The sequence below is a fragment of the Burkholderia sp. MSh2 genome, assembly GCF_000731655.1.
Taxonomy (GTDB): domain Bacteria; phylum Pseudomonadota; class Gammaproteobacteria; order Burkholderiales; family Burkholderiaceae; genus Burkholderia; species Burkholderia paludis.
Map to the genome: position 1 here is coordinate 43220 of NZ_JPGM01000059.1, position 17311 is coordinate 60530.

A 17311-nucleotide genomic window follows, 5' to 3' on the forward strand; every position below is an offset into this window, starting at 1 on the left:
CGATGACGGCTTGTCCTTCGAGTGGCAGTGTCATGGCGATGTCTCCTCGATGATCGTTACGGATGCCGAAATGCTTACCGGAGCAACGAACGCTCAAGCACGCCACGGGCCGGCATCGCGCAGCAGTTGCCTGGACGACGCGTAGCGCAGCGTGCGGCCGACGTCGACCGTCAGCGGCCCGTGCCAGTCAAGTGCAATCTCGTAGCGATCGCCGCGCGCGACCTCGATCTCTCGCTCGCCGTCGAACGCGAGCGTGCCGCGCTCGAACGGGATCGTCTGCCACGCACCCGGCTCGAGCCGCTCGCAACTGCGCATCACGACGCGATCGACACGGCCCGGCGCGATCGGCGCGACGAGCGGCGTGCCGGCCGTCTTGTCTTCGGCCGCAAAACGCATCGCGAGCCCGTGCGGCGCGCTGCGTTCGAGCGGCGCCCACGCGCCGCCGAGCGCGGACAGGCCGATCCCGTCCGGCTCCGCGAACGTCAGGTAGAGAGAATCGATATCGTCCGATCCCGAGATCGCGCGGGCGCCGACGAAGCGCTGTCGCGCCGCGCATACGTCGACGAGCGCGATCTCCTCGCGCCCGGGCTGCGCGCCCGCGATGCAGCGCACGACGAGCCGCTTGTTGCGCGCAAGCGCGATCTCGGCCGGCACGGCGCCCGCCGCGACGAGCCCTGCCGCCACGCCGGCGACGGTCGCTTCGCGATGTTCGGGGAATGCGTTGTTGGTGCCGGTGGACAGCGCGACGAGCGGCGTCGCGCCGCAATGCGCGGCGACGGCGCGATGGGTGCCGTCGCCGCCGAGCACGACGATCAGCGCGACCTCCATCCGGTGCAGGTACGCCGCGCCGGCCTGCGTGTCGGCAACGCTATCGGTGATCGGCAGGTCGACGAACTCGACCTCGGGCCAGCGCTCGCGCGACGCGACCGCACGATGCGTATCGAGCGCGCGCAGCAGCAGCGTCGCAATGCCCGTCCGGTCGCGCAGCGTCAGCACGCGCTCGACGCCCATCGCGCCGAGACCGGCCAGCAGGCGCACGATCATGTTCGCCTTCTCCGCCGTCGGGAACACGGATGCATGCGTCGTGAGGCGGCGGATGTCGCGCCCCGATGCGGGGTTCGCGATCACGCCGACGGTAACGGGCGTCGTCACGGTTTTGTCTCCATCCAGTCGGCCGGCGCCGGCGCATTGGCGCCAGCGCCGGCCCTGCCTGTTTTGTCCGCCGCCATCGACGGGCGGCGGATCGTCGTCACCGACGCGATCGCGCCGGGCTTGCCGGACATTCCTGCAAACGGCGTGCCATCTTCCACGCGACGACCGTGAAACCCACGTACAGGCTTGCGCGGCGGACCTGCCCGCACACCGGCGCCGCTGCCGTGACGACCCGGCGCGCGCCCGCTTCCGCCCGTGCGTCTCACGCGTTCGATGCAACGCCACGGCCGCCGCGACCGCCGCGAAGGCCGGCATCGGCGCGGCGCGCTGCCCGCAAACCCGGCGGCATCGCGGCACCGCGGATTCGATCGGATGCCGGACGATCCCTTCACGACGCCCGCGGCCGCGTCTCAACGATGCGAGACGCACCGAGATACCGGTGAGACGAACGTCTCAAGCCCGCCGCGTGCTGCGATGCAATGTGATCCGCCGAACGGGATGTGCTACAAGGACATCGAATTCCCCGCCGTACGGAACCCCGGAGCCGACCATGCCCTACGCCGTCCCCCAGGCCCAGCACGCCGACCGCGTGCTCGGCGCGCTCGCCGGGCGCCTGCCCGCGCCGGCCGATTCGGCGCGCCTCGTGTCGTCGTGGCAACGGTCGCTGGAGCGCTACTGTCTCGACCCCGCTTCGTCGATCGGCCCGCGCGTGCTGACCGCGGCCGAGCTGCGCGAGGTGCGCGACAAGGAGGAGGCGTTCCTGCGCGCGTCGGGCCAGTGCCTGACGCGGCTGCACGACATGATTCGCGTCGCCGACTACTGCGTGATGCTGACCGACGCGCACGGCGTGACGATCGACTACCGGATCGACCGCGAACGCCGCAACGACTTCCGTCATGCGGGGTTGCACATCGGCTCGTGCTGGTCGGAAAGCGAGGAAGGGACTTGCGGCGTCGCGAGCGTGCTGACCGATCTCGCGCCGATCACCGTGCACAAGACCGACCACTTTCGCGCGGCGTTCACGACCCTCACCTGCAGTGCGGCGCCGATCTTCTCGCCCGGCGGCGAGCTGATCGGCGTGCTCGACGCGTCGGCGGTCCACTCGCCGGACAACCGCGACAGCCAGCGTCTCGTGTATCAGCTCGTGCGGCAGAGCGCGGCGCTGATCGAGGACGGCTACTTCGTGCACAGCACCGCGCAGTACTGGATCCTGTTCGGGCATCCGAACCGTCATTACGTCGAAGCGCAACCCGAGTGGCTGATCGCATTCGACGAGTGCGGCAATATCGTCGCCGCGAACCGGCAGGCGCGCGATGCGCTGCCGGCACTGCGCGAACCGCGCCATATCGACGAGATCTTCGATGCGACCGAGATGCCGCTGCGCGATGCCGCGCAGCTCGACGCGATCGTCGCGCTGCGGCTGCGCGCGACCGGCGCGCCGCTCTACGCACGGCTGCGTGCGCCGCTGCGGCGCACCGGCCGCGAACCCGGCACGGCCTCACGCCGCGCGGGCAGCGCGCAGCGCCACGTCGGCGCGCTCACGCCGTTCCTGCACAGCCCCGATGCACGCATCGCGCAGCAGGCCGAACTCGCGCTGCGGGTCGCGAGCAAGCGGCTGCCGATTCTCGTGCTCGGCGAAACCGGTGCAGGCAAGGAAGTGTTCGCGCGCGCGATCCACGACGCCGGCGCGCGACGCGCGCGGCCGTTCGTCGCGGTCAACTGCGGCGCGCTGCCGGAAGCGCTGATCGAGAGCGAACTGTTCGGCTATGCGGCCGGAGCGTTCACCGGCGCGCGCAAGCACGGCGCTCGCGGCAAGATCGCGCTCGCCGACGGCGGCACGCTGTTTCTCGACGAAATCGGCGACATGCCGCTCGCGCTGCAGACACGCCTGTTGCGCGTGCTCGCCGACGGCGAAGTCGTGCCGCTCGGCAGCGACACGCCCGTGCGCGTCGACCTCGACGTGATCTGCGCGACGCACCGCGATCTCGCGCGCATGGTGGCCGACGGCACGTTCCGCGAGGATCTGTACTACCGGCTCGGCGGCGCGACGTTCGAACTGCCGCCGTTGCGCGAACGCGCGGACGTGCGCGACGTGATAGCCGCCGTGTTCGCCGAGGAAGCGCAGGCGACCGGCCACGTGCTGACGCTCGATGCGGCGCTCGCCGAGCAGCTCGCCGCGCATCCGTGGCCCGGCAACGTGCGGCAGTTGCGCAACGTGCTGCGCTATGCGTGCGCGGTATGCGACGCCGCACGCGTGACGCGGCGCGACCTGCCGGCCGACTTCGCCGCGCCGCCCGGCACGGTGTCGCCCGGCACGCTGCCCGACGACGAACGGGGCCGCATCGTCGCGGCGCTCACCGCGCACCGCTGGCGGCCGGATGCGGCCGCGCAGGCGCTCGGCATTTCGCGTGCGACGCTGTACCGGCGCATCGCGAAGCACCGGATCGTCGCGCCGCACCGCGCGTGATGCGCCTGCGCGAGCGCCGTCACGCCGGCTGCACGGCCGCGGCCTCGCGCTGCATGAAGACCTCGTGCGCGGCGAACAGCGCATTGAGCGCGGCAGGAAAGCCCGCGTAGACGGCCATCTGCATGAATACCTCGACGATCTCGTCGCGGGTGCAGCCGACGTTCAGCGCGGCCTCGACATGCACCTTCAACTGCGGCTGTGCGTTGCCGAGCGCGGCCAGCGCCGCGATCGTCGCGATCTCGCGCGCCTTCAGGTCGAGTTGCGGCCGGCTGTAGATGTCGCCGAAACCGAACTCGACCAGCAGCCGTCCGAAGTCCGGCGCGATCGGCGCAAGCGCCGCGATCACGCGCTCGCCCACTTCGCCGTCGATTTCCTTCAGTTTGTTCCAGCCACGCGCGTAGCGGTCTTCAACGAGTCGTTCCATGGTGTCCGTCCTGTTCCGATGCAGAGTGAGAAGAATTCGCCTGTCGTTCCGCTTCGCGCTCCCGTGCCTCGTAATACGCGATCTTGTCGCCGATCGCGTCGAGGCTCGCCTGCAACACCGCGATATGCGCGCGCACCGCGTCGCGATGCGCGACCAGCAACTCGCGCCGCGCGCCGAAGGTCGGCTCGCCTTGCGCGCGCAACGCCGCGAATGCCTGCATCTGCGCGATCGGCATGCCGGTCGCCTTCAGGCGCATCACGAAGGCCAGCCAATCGAGATCGGCCGGCGCATAGAGCCGGTGCCCGGCCGCCGTGCGCGAAATCGCGCGCAGCAGGCCGGCCTGCTCGTAATAGCGCAACGTGTGCGCCGACACGCCGGTCATTTCGGCGACCTGGCCGATCGTGAGCGGAGCGGCGGCAGAGGATGGGACAGCGGTTTTCGACATGGCAGGAACAAGGTTAGGAGTTAGAGTTCACTCTAAGTCAAGCCCTGTCGAACGGCTAGTGCGGCGGCCGCCCTCGACATCGGCGCGACACCGTAAAGAATGGTCAAAATCGCCGCCCGGCGCGGGCTTCGGACTTTACAGCGGCGCAAGCCTTCAGCAAGATTCGGTCAGCCTGTCTTAAAAAGGGCACGCATTTGTCCTATGCTTAACGGCGACGCCCGGCCGGGCCCCGTCCCGCCGTCCGTTGCAACAGCCATTCATCCGCCAGAACCAGGGAGCCTTTGCCATGCTGAAGAAGCTGCTGATGCTGTTCGTCGCGCTATCGCTGTCGCTCGCTGCGGGCCTTGCCGCCGCCGTCGAAGTCAACACGGCCGATCAGGCCACGCTCGAATCGGTGAAGGGTCTCGGGCCGGTGAAGTCGAAGGCGATCATCGACGAGCGCACCAGGAACGGCCCGTTCAAGGACGCCGACGATCTCGCGAACCGCGTGAAGGGCCTCGGCACGAAATCGGTGGGACATCTCGAGGAAAACGGCCTGACGATCGGCGGCTCGTCGACGCCGCCGAAAGGCGTGAAACCGTCGAAGCCGGCCGCCACGCCGGCGACGACGTCGGCGGGCACCGCATCGACGTCCACGGCCGCGACCGCCGGCACGACGGCCACGGCGCCGGCGGCAAGCACACCGGATGCGGCAGCGAAGCCGGCCAGGAGCAAGCGCGCATCGAAGAAGGAGAAAGCGGCGGCGGCCGCCGCGGCATCCGCCGACGCGGGTGCGGGTGCGGGTGCGGCTGCGAGCGCACCGGCCGCAGCGTCGTCCGCAAAGGCGACGAAGGGTTCGAAGAAGAAGAGCAAGAAGGACAAGGCAGCCTCCGCCGCCGCGGCGTCGGGCGCCTGATGTGCGCCGCGCGCGCGACGGCGTGCGCGCGGCATTCGTTCAACGGGCGTCGTCGTCACGACGCCCTTTTCAGTAAAGGTGAAGAACCATGGGTCTCCTCGACATCGTTGGCGGTCTGATCGGCGGCCAGGCCGGCGGCAACTCGCAAGGCGCGCTGGTCACGACCGCGCTCGAATTCATCAACAACCAGCCGGGCGGGCTGAACGGCCTGATCGAGAAGTTCAAGGCGGGCGGCGCCGGCGACATCATCGGTTCGTGGGTCGGCACCGGCCAGAACCAGCCGATCTCCCCGGACACGCTGCAGAACGTGCTCGGCTCGGACGCGATCGGTGCGCTGGCGAGCAAGTTCGGCGTCGATCCGTCGACGGCCTCGACCGTGCTCGCACAGGTGCTGCCGCACGTCGTCAACCACGCGACGCCGGACGGCACGGTGCCGGCCGACGGCCAGGCGCAGGTCGACACGTCGAACCTGCTCGGCTCGCTGTCGCAGATCGCCGGCCTGTTCGGCGGCAACAAGCAGGGCTGAGCGACCGGGACCGCGCGCGGCGCGGTCGACGCCTCCATAAGCAAACACCCCGCCTGCGGCGGGGTGTTTGTTTTTGCGCGCCCGGCCGAACCGGGCGGCGGCCGATGGCTCGCGGTCAGTGCACGACGCGGTCGAACACGAACTTGCCGTCGTGGACGTCGACCGGAATCACGTCCTTCGGACCGAAGCGGCCCGCGAGAATGAGCTTCGCGACCGGGTTCTCGATCTCCTGCTGGATCGCACGCTTCAGCGGCCGCGCACCGAACAGCGGATCGTAGCCGACCTTGCCGATCTGCTCGAGCGCCGCCTCCGACACGTCGAGCGCCATGTCGAGCTTCGCGAGCCGATCGTGCAGGCGCGCCAGCTGGATCTTCGCGATCGACTCGATGTTGCTGCGGTCGAGCGCATGGAACACGACGACGTCGTCGATCCGGTTCAGGAACTCGGGGCGGAAATGCTGCTTCACCTCGAGCCACACGGCGTCCTTGATCTCTTCCTGCGGCGCACCCGTCATCGCCTGGATCACCTGCGAGCCGAGGTTCGACGTCATCACGATGACCGTGTTCTTGAAGTCGACCGTCCGCCCCTGGCCATCCGTCATGCGGCCGTCGTCGAGCACCTGCAGCAGCACGTTGAACACGTCCGGGTGGGCCTTCTCGATCTCGTCGAGCAGGATCACGCTGTACGGCTTGCGGCGCACGGCTTCCGTCAGGTAGCCGCCTTCCTCGTAGCCGACATAGCCCGGCGGCGCGCCGATCAGCCGCGCGACGCTGTGCTTCTCCATGAACTCGCTCATGTCGATGCGGATCAGGTGTTCTTCCGAATCGAACAGGAACGACGCCAGCGCCTTGCACAGCTCGGTCTTGCCGACCCCCGTCGGGCCGAGGAACAGGAACGAGCCGTACGGACGGTTCGGATCGGCCAGACCCGCGCGCGAACGGCGGATCGCATCGGCCACCGCGCCGATCGCCTCATGCTGGCCGACCACGCGCTCGTGCAGCTTTTCCTCGATGTGCAGCAGCTTCTCGCGTTCGCCCTGCATCATGCGCGACACGGGAATCCCCGTCGAGCGCGACACGACTTCCGCGATTTCCTCTGCACCGACCTGCGTGCGCAGCAGTCGCGGACGCGTCGGGTTGTGCTGCTCCTGCTCTTCGGCCTGCGTGACCTGCTTCAGCTGGGCCTCGAGCTGCGGCAGCCTGCCGTACTGCAGCTCGGCGACCCGCTCCAGCTTGCCGTCACGCTGCAGCCGCGCGATGTCCGCACGCACCTTCTCGATTTCTTCCTTGAGCTGGGCACTGCCCTGCACCGCGGCTTTCTCGGCGGTCCAGATCTCCTCGAGGTCCGCATATTCGCGGCCCAGGCGCTCGATCTCTTCCTCGATCAGCTGCAGGCGCTTCTGCGACGCTTCGTCCTGCTCCTTCTTCACGGCTTCGCGCTCGATCTTCAACTGGATCAGCCGACGGTCGAGCTTGTCCATCTCTTCGGGCTTCGAATCGATTTCCATCTTGATCTTCGAAGCGGCTTCGTCGATCAGGTCGATCGCCTTGTCGGGCAGGAAGCGGTCGGTGATATAGCGGTGCGAAAGCTCCGCCGCGGCAACGATCGCCGGATCGGTGATGTCGACGCCGTGGTGCAGCTCGTACTTCTCCTGCAGCCCGCGCAGGATCGCGATCGTCGCCTCGACGCTCGGTTCGTCGACGAGCACCTTCTGGAAACGGCGCTCGAGCGCGGCATCCTTCTCGATGTACTTGCGGTATTCGTCGAGCGTGGTCGCGCCGATGCAGTGCAGCTCGCCGCGCGACAGCGCCGGCTTCAGCATGTTGCCCGCATCCATTGCCCCCTCGGCCTTGCCGGCGCCGACCATCGTATGGATTTCGTCGATGAAGACGATCGTCTGGCCTTCGTCCTTCGCGATGTCGTTGAGCACCGCCTTCAGGCGCTCCTCGAATTCGCCGCGATACTTCGCGCCCGCCAGCAGCGCGGCCATGTCGAGCGACAGCACGCGCTTGCCCTTCAGCGTCTCCGGCACTTCGCCGTTGACGATCCGCTGCGCGAGCCCTTCGACGATCGCCGTCTTGCCGACGCCCGGCTCGCCGATCAGCACCGGGTTGTTCTTCGTGCGGCGCTGCAGAATCTGGATCGAGCGGCGAATTTCGTCGTCGCGGCCGATCACCGGATCGAGCTTGCCCGCACGGGCGCGCTCGGTCAGGTCGACCGTGTATTTCTTCAATGCCTCGCGCTGGCTTTCCGCATCCTGGCTGTGCACCTGCGAGCCGCCGCGCACCGCGGCGATCGCGGCTTCGAGCGCCTTGCGCGTCATGCCGTGCTGACGCGCGAGCTTGCCCGCGTCGCCCTTGTCGTCCGACGCGGCAAGCAGGAACATCTCGCTCGCGATGAACGTATCGTTGAGCTTCTGCGCTTCCTTGTCGGCCTGGTTCAGCAGCCCGGCCAGTTCACGGCCGATCTGGATGTCGCCGCCCGTGCCCGTCACTTGCGGCAGGCGCGAGATGGCTTCGTTCAGCGCGCCTTGCAGCGCCTGCACGTGAACGCCCGCACGCGACATCAGCGAGCGCGCGGAGCCGTCCTGCTGCGCGACCAGCGCGGCCAGTACGTGAACAGGTTCGATGTATTGATTGTCGCGGCCTGCCGCAAGGCTTTGCGCATCCGCGAGTGCTTCCTGGAACTTGGTGGTGAGCTTGTCGATTCTCATTTAGTCGAGACCTCCAATTTTCGATTAACACCAAGATGAGGATGGTTATGCGGCTTTCAAGCGAAATTCGGGTTGATTCAGCGCAAAAATTGCCGGATCGCCGAGATGCGGCCCGGAGGCGCGCCAAAGCAGGACCGGGGCGCGCGGCGCGCGCGGGTCAGCGGCCCGTCGACGGCGGCTCGACGGGCGCCGTCGCGTCGTCCTGCGACGATGCGGCGCGCGCAAGCGCAACCGGTCGGATGCCGAGCAACGTCATGAGCGGCGCGGCAGGTTCGACCAGCTCGCAGAGCCGGTGACGGTCGAGTTCGGCAAAGAACGCATCGCGCGCGGCCGCCAGCACGCCCTTCAGGCGGCACTGCGGCTCGATCACGCAGCCGCGCGCCTCGCCGTCGTCGGACGGGAAGCAGCCGACCAGTGCGAAGTCGCTCTCGGTCGCGCGCACGACCTGGCCGACCGTCAGCTGCAGCGATTCCGGGAAAATCCGCAGCCCGCCATTGCGGCCGCGCACCGTGTCGACCCATCCCAGCTCGCCGAGCTGCTGCACGACCTTCATCAGATGATTCTTCGAGATGCCGTAGGCGTCCGAGATCTCCTGGATCGTCGCGAGCCCCTCGCCGCGCACGGCAAGGTACAGCATCACGCGCAGCGAGTAGTCGGTATAGTCGGTGAGTCTCATGGGCGAATACGGAAAAGATCGATCGTACCCCGATTACGTGAGCCGGGCCGATCGGGAGGCGCGGGAAGCCGGCCGGCGGCCCCGTTCCACGGCCCCCGGTTGCCGGGATGGCGCGTGCGCAATAAGATGCATTACATCTGCACGTTTTGCAGGGGACGCTGGACGCTATTTTGCGTCAAAATCCGGCCGGCGTCCTGCTCGATGCCCGCGCCGCCTCCGCCCCTGTTTCCCGGCCCTTTTGCCATGACCGTCATGTCCGCCTCGCCCGATACCGCACCGGCCCGCCCTCGCGACGCCGAGCCGACCGAAGAAAACATTCGCGACCTCGTCTACGCGTTCTACGACCGCGTGCGCGCCGACCCGCTGCTCGGGCCCGTGTTCGACGCGAAGCTGGCCGGCCGCTGGAACGACCACCTGCCGAAGATGGTCACGTTCTGGTCGAGTCTCGTGCTCGGCACCAAGGGCTACCGCGGCAACGTGCAGCAGGCGCACCAGCCGCTCGACGGGATCGAGCCGGCCCATTTCAGCCGCTGGCTGTCGCTGTTCCTGAAGACCGTCGAGACGCGCTACGCGCCGCCCGCGGCGATCCGCTTCATGGAACCCGCACTGCGGATCGCGCAGAGCCTGCAATTGAGCCGGTTCGGCTGGGACTACCGGATTCCGCCCGAACAGCAGGCGCTGCTCGACGCCATCGCGCCGCGCCGCCGCGACGCGGGCGACGATCCGCACGCGCTACCGTCGCGCGCCCGCGGCGAACCCTTTCCGGCGAAGATCATCGGGCGCGGCACCGACCCTGACGCTTGACGCAGCCGCTGACACGTCACGCGCGGCGGTCGCGCCGATGCGGCGCATCGCCGCACCGCGATGACGCACGCCGCGCTCAGCGCCGCGCGTTGCCCGATTCGACGCCCCAGCGCGCGAGCGCGGCATCGTCGGTGCTGCGCGCATCGACCCAACGCTCGCCGTCCGGCGTCGTTTCCTTCTTCCAGAACGGCGCTTCGGTCTTCAGGTAGTCCATCACGAACTCGCACGACGCGAACGCATCGCCGCGATGGGCGGCAACCGTCGCCACCATCACGATCTGGTCGAGCGGCAGCAGCCTGCCGACGCGATGCACGATCGCGACGTCGATGCCGGGCCAGCGCCGGCCGGCCTCCGCGGCGATCTTCTCGAGCGCCTTCTCGGTCATCCCCGGGTAGTGCTCGAGCTCCATCGCGGCGACCGAATCGCCTTCGTTCAAGTCGCGCACCGTGCCGACGAAGCACGCGACCGCGCCGATCTTCGGATTGCGCGCCCGCAGTGCCGTCACTTCGGCGTTCAGGTCGAAATCGTCGGCCTGGATTCGTACCGTTGCCATCGCGCGCCTCAGCCGCCCGTCACCGGCGGAAAGAACGCGACCTCGCAGCCTTCGGTGAGCCGCGTGCCGGGATCGGTCATCTCGTGGTTGCAGGCCATGCGCAGCGCGCGCCCTTCGGCCAGCGTCTCGGCCCACGCACCGCCGCGCACGCGCAACCACGCGCGCACGTCGCCGACGGTCGTAACGCCGTCCGGTACGTCGGCCTGCTCGTCGGCGACGCCCAGCGCCTCGCGGACGCTCGCAAAGAATTTCAGCTGAATCTTCATGGTTCGGGAAGCCGTCGCGTTACGACAGCAGTTCGGAAAACGGGATGAAACGCACGGTCTCGCCGGCGCTGATCGCGTGCTGCGGCGGATTGTCGATCAGACCGTCGCCCCAGACCGTCGACGTCAGCACCGCCGAACTCTGGTTCGGAAACAGCTCGAGGCCGCCGGCCGCATTGACGCGTGCGCGCAGGAATTCGTTGCGCCGGTCGCCCTTGCCTTGCGAAAAATCGGCACGCAGCGACAGCGCGCGCGGCGCGACGTCACGCACGCCGGACAGGCGCAACAGGAACGGCCGCACGAACAGCAGGAACGTGACGAAGCTCGACACGGGATTGCCGGGCAACCCGATGAAGTGGGCATCGGGCCGGTCGTCGCCGCGGCGCACCGCGCCGTAGGCGAGCGGCTTGCCGGGCTTCATCGCGATCTGCCACAGCGCCAGCCGCCCTTCGGCCTCGACGGCCGGCTTCACGTGATCCTCGTCGCCGACCGATACGCCGCCGCTCGTCAGGATCAGGTCGTGATCGCGCGCGGCCGCGCGCAGCGTGTCGCGCGTCGCGGCGAGCGAGTCGGGCACGATCCCGTAGTCGGTCACATGGCAGCCGAGCCGCTCCAGCAGCCCGCGCAGCGTGAAGCGATTCGAGTTGTAGATCGCGCCGGGCTTCAGCGGCTCGCCCGGCATCGTCAGTTCGTCGCCGGTGAAGAACACCGCGACGCGAATCCGCCGCGCGACCGACAACTGCGCGCAACCGACCGACGCGGCCAGGCCGAGCGCCTGCGGCGTGAGCCGCGTGCCGGCCGGCAGGATCACCGCCCCCTGCCGGATGTCCGCGCCCTGCGCGGTGATCCACTCGCCCGCCTTCGGCGTGTGCAGGATCTCGACCGCGTCGCCGTCGGCCGCGGTCTGCTCCTGCATCACGACGGCATCGGCTCCCGGCGGCACCGTCGCACCGGTGAAGATCCGGGCGGCCGTGCCGGCCGCGAGCGGCCCGGCCGGATGGCCGGCCGGAATGCGCTGCGACACCGGCAGGCGACGCTCGCCGTGCAGCAGGTCGGCGACGCGCACCGCATAGCCGTCCATCGCGCTCGTGTGCATCGGCGGCACGTCGAGCGGCGAACTCACGTCGGCCGCGAGCACGCGGCCCAGCGCATCGAGCGTGGCGACGGTTTCGGCGCCGGGCAGCGGCTTCGCGGCGTCGAGCAGCGCGGCGAGCGCTTCGGCGGTCGACAGCATCGGCGCGCGCGGCGCCGCGGGATTCGGGTTCGACATCGATGGAATCGGGGAGCGTGGGAATCAATACGTCATTGTAGCGACGCCGTCGCGCGGGCGCGCGATATGGCGGACATGCGAGAACTGTGATTGGCGCGAACGCGCCGGTCTGGCACCTGTTTCACGCGACGCGCGGCGGACCGGCCGCCGCCGGCGCCCCGCGCCACCGCGCCACCAAACGAAACGGCCGGCATCCCGATCCGTTCGACGCATCGGGATGCCGGCCGTCCTGCGCGGCCGGGCCTGCGGCCCGGCCGTGCGTCACGCGCCCGTGTGTGCGGCGATGAAGTCCTTCACCTGCTGCGCGTCGGCCTTCACGACCTCGAAGCGCTGCGGCAGCGCCTCGAGCCCGTCGAATGCGGCCGGACGCTCGGCTTCGCGATCGAGCGCTTCGCGGATCGTCTCGCCGAACTTGATCGGCTGCGCCGTCTCGAGGACGACCATCGGCACGCCCGCGTCGAGATGCTCGCGCGCGACCTTCACGCCGTCGGCCGTGTGCGTATCGATCATCGTGTCGTAACGCGAGAACACGTCGCGGATCGTTGCGATGCGGTCGGCATGGCTGCTGCGGCCCGACACGAAGCCGAACTCCGCAACGCGCGCGAAATCGCCGCTCGCCGCGAGATCGAAACCGCCCTTCTCCTCGACGTCGCGGAACAGCTGCATCACGCGCGCCGGATCGCGGCCGAGCAGGTCGAACACGAAGCGCTCGAAGTTCGACGCCTTCGAGATGTCCATGCTCGGGCTGCTCGTGTGATAGGTGTTCTCGGCGCTGCGCACGCGGTACGCGCCGGTGCGGAAGAACTCGTCGAGCACGTCGTTCTCGTTGGTCGCGACCACCAGCTTCGCGATCGGCAGCCCCATCATCCGCGCGATATGGCCCGCGCAGACGTTGCCGAAGTTGCCCGACGGCACCGTGAACGACACGCGCTCGTCGTTCGACCCGGTGGCCGCGAAGTAGCCCTTGAAGTAATAGACGACCTGCGCGACCACGCGCGCCCAGTTGATCGAGTTGACCGTGCCGATCTTCTGCTGCGCCTTGAACGCGTGATCGTTCGACACCGCCTTCACGATGTCCTGGCAATCGTCGAACACGCCTTCGACCGCGAGGTTGAAGATGTTCGGATCCTGCAGGCTGAACATCTGGGCCGTCTGGAACGCGCTCATCTTCCGGTGCGGCGACAGCATGAACACGCGCACGCCGGCCTTGCCGCGCATCGCGTATTCGGCCGCGCTGCCGGTGTCGCCCGAGGTCGCGCCGAGGATGTTCAGCGCTTCGCCGTGCTTGGCCAGCGTGTACTCGAACAGGTTGCCGAGCAACTGCATCGCCATGTCCTTGAACGCCAGCGTCGGGCCGTTCGACAGTTCGAGCAGCGACAGCGCCGCGCCGTGCTCGGTGCCGAGCGTCTTCAGCGGCGTGATGTCGGCCGCGTTCTCGCCGTGGCGCGTGTTGCGGTAGACGTCGGCCGTGTACGTGCGGCGCGTGATCGCGCGCAGGTCGTCGGCCGGAACGTCGTCGCAGAACTTCGACAGGATCTCGAACGCGAGATCCGCGTACGGCAGCGTGCGCCAGCGCGCGAGTTCGTCGGCCGAGACCTTCGGATACTCGGCCGGCAGGTAGAGCCCGCCGTCCTTCGCGAGACCGCCGAGCAGGATGTCTGAAAACGTGTGGCGCTCGCCGATGCCGGCGCCGCGCGTGGAAATGTAGTTCATGTCGCCCTCAGCTCAGTTCAGCGCTTCCATGCGCAGCTTCGTCACCTTCGACACGACCGTCTCCAGCTTCTCGATTTGCGCGATCGCCGCATTGACGTTCTTCTCGAGCGTGACGTGCGTGATCAGGATGATGTCGGTTTCGCCGTTCGCGGCGTCGACCTCCTCCGATTCCTTCTGCAGCAGCGCGTCGATCGAGATGCCCGATGCGGCGAGGATGCGCGTGATGTCGGCCAGCACGCCGGTCTGGTCGGCGACGCGCAGGCGCAGGTAGTAGCCGCTCGTCACTTCGTCGATCGGCAGGATCGGCGTGTTCGACAGGCTGTCGGGCTGGAATGCGAGATGCGGCACGCGATGCTCGGGATCGGCGGTGTGCAGGCGCGTGACGTCGACGAGATCCGCGACGACGGCCGACGCGGTCGGCTCCGCGCCGGCGCCCTTGCCGTAGTACAGCGTCGTGCCGACCGCGTCGCCATGCACGACGACCGCGTTCATCGCACCCTCGACGTTCGCGAGCAGGCGCTTCTCGGGGATCAGCGTCGGGTGCACGCGCAGCTCGATGCCGTTTGCGGCGCGGCGCGTGATGCCGAGCAGCTTGATCCGGTAGCCGAGTTCTTCCGCGTAGCGGATGTCGGTCGCGTCGAGCTTGCTGATGCCCTCGACGTACGCGCGTTCGAACTGCACCGGCACGCCGAACGCGATCGCGCTCATGATCGTCGCCTTGTGCGCGGCGTCGACGCCTTCGATGTCGAAAGTCGGATCGGCTTCCGCGTAGCCGAGCGCCTGGGCGGCCTTCAGGGCGGTCGCGAAGTCGAGCCCGCGGTCGCGCATTTCCGACAGGATGTAGTTGGTGGTGCCGTTGATGATGCCCGCGATGTACTGGATGCGGTTCGCGGTGAGCCCTTCGCGCAGCGCCTTGATGATCGGGATGCCGCCGGCGACGGCGGCCTCGAACGCGACCATCACGCCCTTCGCGCGCGCGGCCTCGAAGATCTCGGTGCCGTGCACCGCGAGCAGCGCCTTGTTGGCTGTCACGACGTGCTTGCCGTTCGCGATCGCGCGCAGCACGAGCTCGCGCGCGATGCCCGTGCCGCCGATCATCTCGGCGACGATCGCGATCGACGGATCGTCGACGACCGCGTTGAAATCGTCGGTGATCTGCGCGGCGCCGGCGTCGCCGCCGAGCGCGGCCAGCGCCTTCGCCGGATTGCGCACGGCAATGCGCGTCACCTCGATGCCGCGCCCCGCGCGTCGCTTGATTTCTTCCTGGTTACGGCCCAGCACCGTGAAGGTGCCGCTGCCCACCGTGCCGAAGCCCAACAGGCCAACTTTGATCGGTTCCATGCTGCGTGTGATCGATGAGTGAGAAGTCATGAGTTTCGTGTGGTCCCGCCGCTCAGGCCGAATGGCGCTTGCGGTAGCCGTCGAGGAAGCGTGCGATCCGGTTGATCGAATCGGCCAGGTCGTCGAGGTTCGGCAGGAAGACCACGCGGAAATGGTCCGGCGTCGCCCAGTTGAACCCCGTGCCCTGCACGAGCAGCACGCGCTCCTCGAGCAACAGGTCGAGAATGAACTGCTGGTCGTTCTGGATCGGGTAAAGCTTCGGGTCGAGGCGCGGGAACATGTACAGCGCGGCCTGCGGCTTCACGCAGGTCACGCCCGGGATCGACGTGAGCATGTCATACGCGAGCTCGCGCTGCTTGTACAGGCGCCCGCTCGGCACGATCAGCTCGTTGATGCTCTGGTAGCCGCCGAGCGCCGTCTGGATCGCGAACTGGCCGGGCACGTTCGCGCACAGGCGCATCGACGACAGGATGCCGAGCCCCTCGAGGTAATCCTTCGCGCGCCGCCGGTTGTCGCCGCCGAGGCCCGAGACGGCCATCCAGCCCGCGCGGTAGCCGCACGAGCGATAGCTTTTCGACAGGCTGTTGAACGTGACGGTGATCACGTCCTCCGACAGCGAACCGAGCGCCGTGTGCTCGAGACCGTCGTAGACGATCTTGTCGTAGACCTCGTCGGCGAACACGATCAGCCCGTGCTGGCGCGCGATCTCGAGCAGCTCGAGCAGCAATTCGTCCGAATAAAGCGCGCCGGTCGGATTGTTCGGGTTGATCACGACGAGCGCCTTCGTGTTCGGCGTGATCTTGCGGCGGATGTCGTCGAGATCGGGCATCCACGCGTTCTGCTCGTCGCACACGTAGTGCACGGGCGTGCCGCCCGACAGGCTCACCGCGGCCGTCCACAACGGGTAGTCGGGCGCGGGCAGCAGGACTTCGTCCCCGTCGTTCAGCAGCGCCTGGGTCGCCATCACGATCAGCTCGGACGCGCCGTTGCCGATGTAGATGTCGTCGAGGCCGACGCCCACGACGCCCTTTTCCTGCGTGTAGTGCATCACGGCCTTGCGGGCAGAGAACACGCCCTTCGAATCCGAATAGCCCGACGACGACGGCAGGTTGCGGATCATGTCCTGGATGATCTCGTCCGGCGCCTCGAAACCGAACGGCGCGAGGTTGCCGATGTTCAGCTTGATGATGCGGTGGCCTTCATCCTCGAGGCGCTTCGCGTGCTCGAGCACCGGGCCACGGATGTCGTAGCAGACGTTGAGCAGCTTGTTCGATTTCTGAATCGGTTTCACGACGACACGGTTCCTGGGTTGGCCTCGCGGCCGGGGGACGGGATCAAAACTGGAAAGCGGCCGGTCTGTGCGCGCTGTCTAGACTGGGAAAAAAGCGGGCGGTCGGACGCGGCTTGTGGCGACGCACGACGCAAGTGGCGCCCGGGGGCGACCAAAAAGTTATAATTTAGCGGATTTTGGCTGACTTTCGCAATGCACCATAGCCGCGCCGGGCCCGCGCCGTCAGGCGTCCCGCGCGCCCGGGCATGCGAATCCGGCCATCCGGGCCCCTTCGGCCCTGCGACCCATTCCCCTTCGGAACCGCGGAATACCGACTTGAAACTGCACCAGGACGCGAGCGGCGCGCTCAACACCGTCACCGGCTACGGCCCCGATTATGTCGACGTCAATCTCCAACGCCACGAAACGAGCGTCATCGTGCTGCCCGGCGCGCCGGTCCAGGCATGGCCGGTGTCGTCGTTCGACGCGCTCGCGCCCGAGCATTTCGCGATGCTGCTCGACCCGACGCCGGAACTCGTGATCTTCGGCAGCGGCGCGCGGCTGCGCTTCCCGCACCCGCGGCTCGTCGCCGCGCTCACCGCGAAGCGGATCGGCGTCGAGACGATGGATTTCCAGGCCGCGTGCCGCACCTACAACATCCTGATGGCCGAGGGCCGCAAAGTCGCCGCCGCGCTGCTGATTGAACGTTAATCCCCGATGCGGTAAAACTCGGGCCGAGCGGGTCGATCCCCCCGCCCGGCCCGAGTTTTACCGCATCGGGGATTAACGCTCAATGAGC

17 protein-coding genes are annotated in these 17311 nt (G+C 68.2%); 5 read left to right on the forward strand and 12 right to left on the reverse strand.

The window, feature by feature from the left end:
- Positions 1–93: 93 nt before the first annotated feature.
- Positions 94–1152 (reverse strand): ATP-NAD kinase family protein, encoded by a 1059-nt coding sequence (locus GQ57_RS29800; protein WP_031403192.1) that lies wholly within the window; start codon positions 1150–1152, stop codon positions 94–96.
- Entirely contained in the window at positions 1149–1283 is a 135-nt protein-coding gene (locus GQ57_RS44170) for a hypothetical protein (RefSeq protein ID WP_268810891.1), read from the reverse strand. The genes GQ57_RS29800 and GQ57_RS44170 overlap by 4 nt, the downstream gene beginning before the upstream one ends.
- Positions 1284–1702: 419 nt before the next feature.
- On the opposite strand from GQ57_RS44170, the gene GQ57_RS29805 reads away from it, so the two are divergent.
- A complete protein-coding gene (locus tag GQ57_RS29805) occupies positions 1703–3619 on the forward strand; it encodes a sigma-54-dependent Fis family transcriptional regulator (RefSeq protein WP_031403193.1) in 1917 nt (638 codons plus the stop codon).
- A 19-nt stretch (positions 3620–3638) separates the two neighbouring features.
- On the opposite strand, the gene GQ57_RS29810 is transcribed toward GQ57_RS29805, so the two are convergent.
- Both GQ57_RS29810 and GQ57_RS29815 read right to left on the reverse strand, forming a co-directional pair.
- Positions 3639–4043 carry a carboxymuconolactone decarboxylase family protein gene (locus GQ57_RS29810; protein ID WP_034199748.1) on the reverse strand — a complete coding sequence of 135 codons (405 nt, stop codon included), beginning with the start codon at positions 4041–4043 and terminating at the stop codon, positions 3639–3641.
- The gene (locus GQ57_RS29815; protein ID WP_031403195.1) at positions 4027–4488 is read right to left on the reverse strand and encodes a MerR family transcriptional regulator; all 462 of its coding nucleotides are present in this window, start codon (positions 4486–4488) and stop codon (positions 4027–4029) included. Before GQ57_RS29815 ends, GQ57_RS29810 begins: the two co-directional genes overlap by 17 nt.
- 286 nt (positions 4489–4774) lie before the next feature.
- Here GQ57_RS29815 and GQ57_RS29820 point away from each other — a divergent pair, with 286 nt between their 5' ends.
- Together GQ57_RS29820 and GQ57_RS29825 are read left to right on the forward strand one after the other, a co-directional pair.
- Entirely contained in the window at positions 4775–5383 is a 609-nt protein-coding gene (locus tag GQ57_RS29820) for a ComEA family DNA-binding protein (RefSeq protein ID WP_034199747.1), read from the forward strand.
- Between the two features lie 88 nt (positions 5384–5471).
- A complete protein-coding gene (locus GQ57_RS29825) occupies positions 5472–5909 on the forward strand; it encodes a YidB family protein (RefSeq protein WP_031403197.1) in 438 nt (145 codons plus the stop codon).
- Between the two features lie 115 nt (positions 5910–6024).
- Here GQ57_RS29825 and clpB read toward each other — a convergent pair whose 3' ends face one another.
- Positions 6025–8622 carry an ATP-dependent chaperone ClpB gene (gene clpB, locus GQ57_RS29830; protein ID WP_031403198.1) on the reverse strand — a complete coding sequence of 866 codons (2598 nt, stop codon included), beginning with the start codon at positions 8620–8622 and terminating at the stop codon, positions 6025–6027.
- Positions 8623–8779: 157 nt separating this feature from the next.
- Positions 8780–9298: an Rrf2 family transcriptional regulator gene (locus tag GQ57_RS29835; RefSeq protein ID WP_031403199.1), complete on the reverse strand. Its 519-nt coding sequence runs from the start codon at positions 9296–9298 to the stop codon at positions 8780–8782.
- A 243-nt stretch (positions 9299–9541) separates the two neighbouring features.
- Between GQ57_RS29835 and GQ57_RS29840 the strand changes: the two genes are divergently transcribed.
- Positions 9542–10102, forward strand: a complete 561-nt coding sequence (locus GQ57_RS29840; RefSeq protein WP_034199746.1) for a group III truncated hemoglobin — start codon at positions 9542–9544, stop codon at positions 10100–10102.
- Between the two features lie 76 nt (positions 10103–10178).
- Here the strand turns inward: GQ57_RS29840 and GQ57_RS29845 are convergent, their stop codons facing one another.
- From GQ57_RS29845 to GQ57_RS29870, 6 genes are all read right to left on the reverse strand, one after another.
- Complete coding sequence (locus GQ57_RS29845; protein ID WP_034199745.1) at positions 10179–10655, reverse strand: molybdenum cofactor biosynthesis protein MoaE; 477 nt, start codon at positions 10653–10655, stop codon at positions 10179–10181.
- A gap of 8 nt (positions 10656–10663) precedes the next feature.
- A complete protein-coding gene (gene moaD, locus GQ57_RS29850) occupies positions 10664–10921 on the reverse strand; it encodes a molybdopterin converting factor subunit 1 (protein ID WP_034199744.1) in 258 nt (85 codons plus the stop codon).
- Between the two features lie 19 nt (positions 10922–10940).
- Positions 10941–12188, reverse strand: coding sequence for a molybdopterin molybdotransferase MoeA (locus tag GQ57_RS29855; RefSeq protein WP_031403203.1), 1248 nt, complete (start codon positions 12186–12188; stop codon positions 10941–10943).
- A gap of 261 nt (positions 12189–12449) precedes the next feature.
- Complete coding sequence (gene thrC / locus GQ57_RS29860; RefSeq protein ID WP_031403204.1) at positions 12450–13901, reverse strand: threonine synthase; 1452 nt, start codon at positions 13899–13901, stop codon at positions 12450–12452.
- 12 nt (positions 13902–13913) lie between these two features.
- Entirely contained in the window at positions 13914–15242 is a 1329-nt protein-coding gene (locus tag GQ57_RS29865) for a homoserine dehydrogenase (RefSeq protein WP_031403205.1), read from the reverse strand.
- Positions 15243–15294: 52 nt separating this feature from the next.
- A complete protein-coding gene (locus GQ57_RS29870; protein ID WP_031403206.1) occupies positions 15295–16533 on the reverse strand; it encodes a pyridoxal phosphate-dependent aminotransferase in 1239 nt (412 codons plus the stop codon).
- Positions 16534–16848: 315 nt separating this feature from the next.
- Between GQ57_RS29870 and GQ57_RS29875 the strand changes: the two genes are divergently transcribed.
- A complete protein-coding gene (locus GQ57_RS29875) occupies positions 16849–17223 on the forward strand; it encodes an Mth938-like domain-containing protein (RefSeq protein ID WP_031403207.1) in 375 nt (124 codons plus the stop codon).
- Positions 17224–17311 lie beyond the last annotated feature (88 nt).

Coding starts and splice junctions, on each gene's coding strand:
- GQ57_RS44170 (WP_268810891.1), bottom strand. CDS start 1,283: ATGTCCGGCAAGCCCGGCGCGATCGCGTCGGTGACGACGATCCGCCGC.
- GQ57_RS29805 (WP_031403193.1), top strand. CDS start 1,703: ATGCCCTACGCCGTCCCCCAGGCCCAGCACGCCGACCGCGTGCTCGGC.
- GQ57_RS29810 (WP_034199748.1), bottom strand. CDS start 4,043: ATGGAACGACTCGTTGAAGACCGCTACGCGCGTGGCTGGAACAAACTG.
- GQ57_RS29815 (WP_031403195.1), bottom strand. CDS start 4,488: ATGTCGAAAACCGCTGTCCCATCCTCTGCCGCCGCTCCGCTCACGATC.
- GQ57_RS29820 (WP_034199747.1), top strand. CDS start 4,775: ATGCTGAAGAAGCTGCTGATGCTGTTCGTCGCGCTATCGCTGTCGCTC.
- GQ57_RS29825 (WP_031403197.1), top strand. CDS start 5,472: ATGGGTCTCCTCGACATCGTTGGCGGTCTGATCGGCGGCCAGGCCGGC.
- clpB (WP_031403198.1), bottom strand. CDS start 8,622: ATGAGAATCGACAAGCTCACCACCAAGTTCCAGGAAGCACTCGCGGAT.
- GQ57_RS29835 (WP_031403199.1), bottom strand. CDS start 9,298: ATGAGACTCACCGACTATACCGACTACTCGCTGCGCGTGATGCTGTAC.
- GQ57_RS29840 (WP_034199746.1), top strand. CDS start 9,542: ATGACCGTCATGTCCGCCTCGCCCGATACCGCACCGGCCCGCCCTCGC.
- GQ57_RS29845 (WP_034199745.1), bottom strand. CDS start 10,655: ATGGCAACGGTACGAATCCAGGCCGACGATTTCGACCTGAACGCCGAA.
- moaD (WP_034199744.1), bottom strand. CDS start 10,921: ATGAAGATTCAGCTGAAATTCTTTGCGAGCGTCCGCGAGGCGCTGGGC.
- GQ57_RS29855 (WP_031403203.1), bottom strand. CDS start 12,188: ATGTCGAACCCGAATCCCGCGGCGCCGCGCGCGCCGATGCTGTCGACC.
- thrC (WP_031403204.1), bottom strand. CDS start 13,901: ATGAACTACATTTCCACGCGCGGCGCCGGCATCGGCGAGCGCCACACG.
- GQ57_RS29865 (WP_031403205.1), bottom strand. CDS start 15,242: ATGGAACCGATCAAAGTTGGCCTGTTGGGCTTCGGCACGGTGGGCAGC.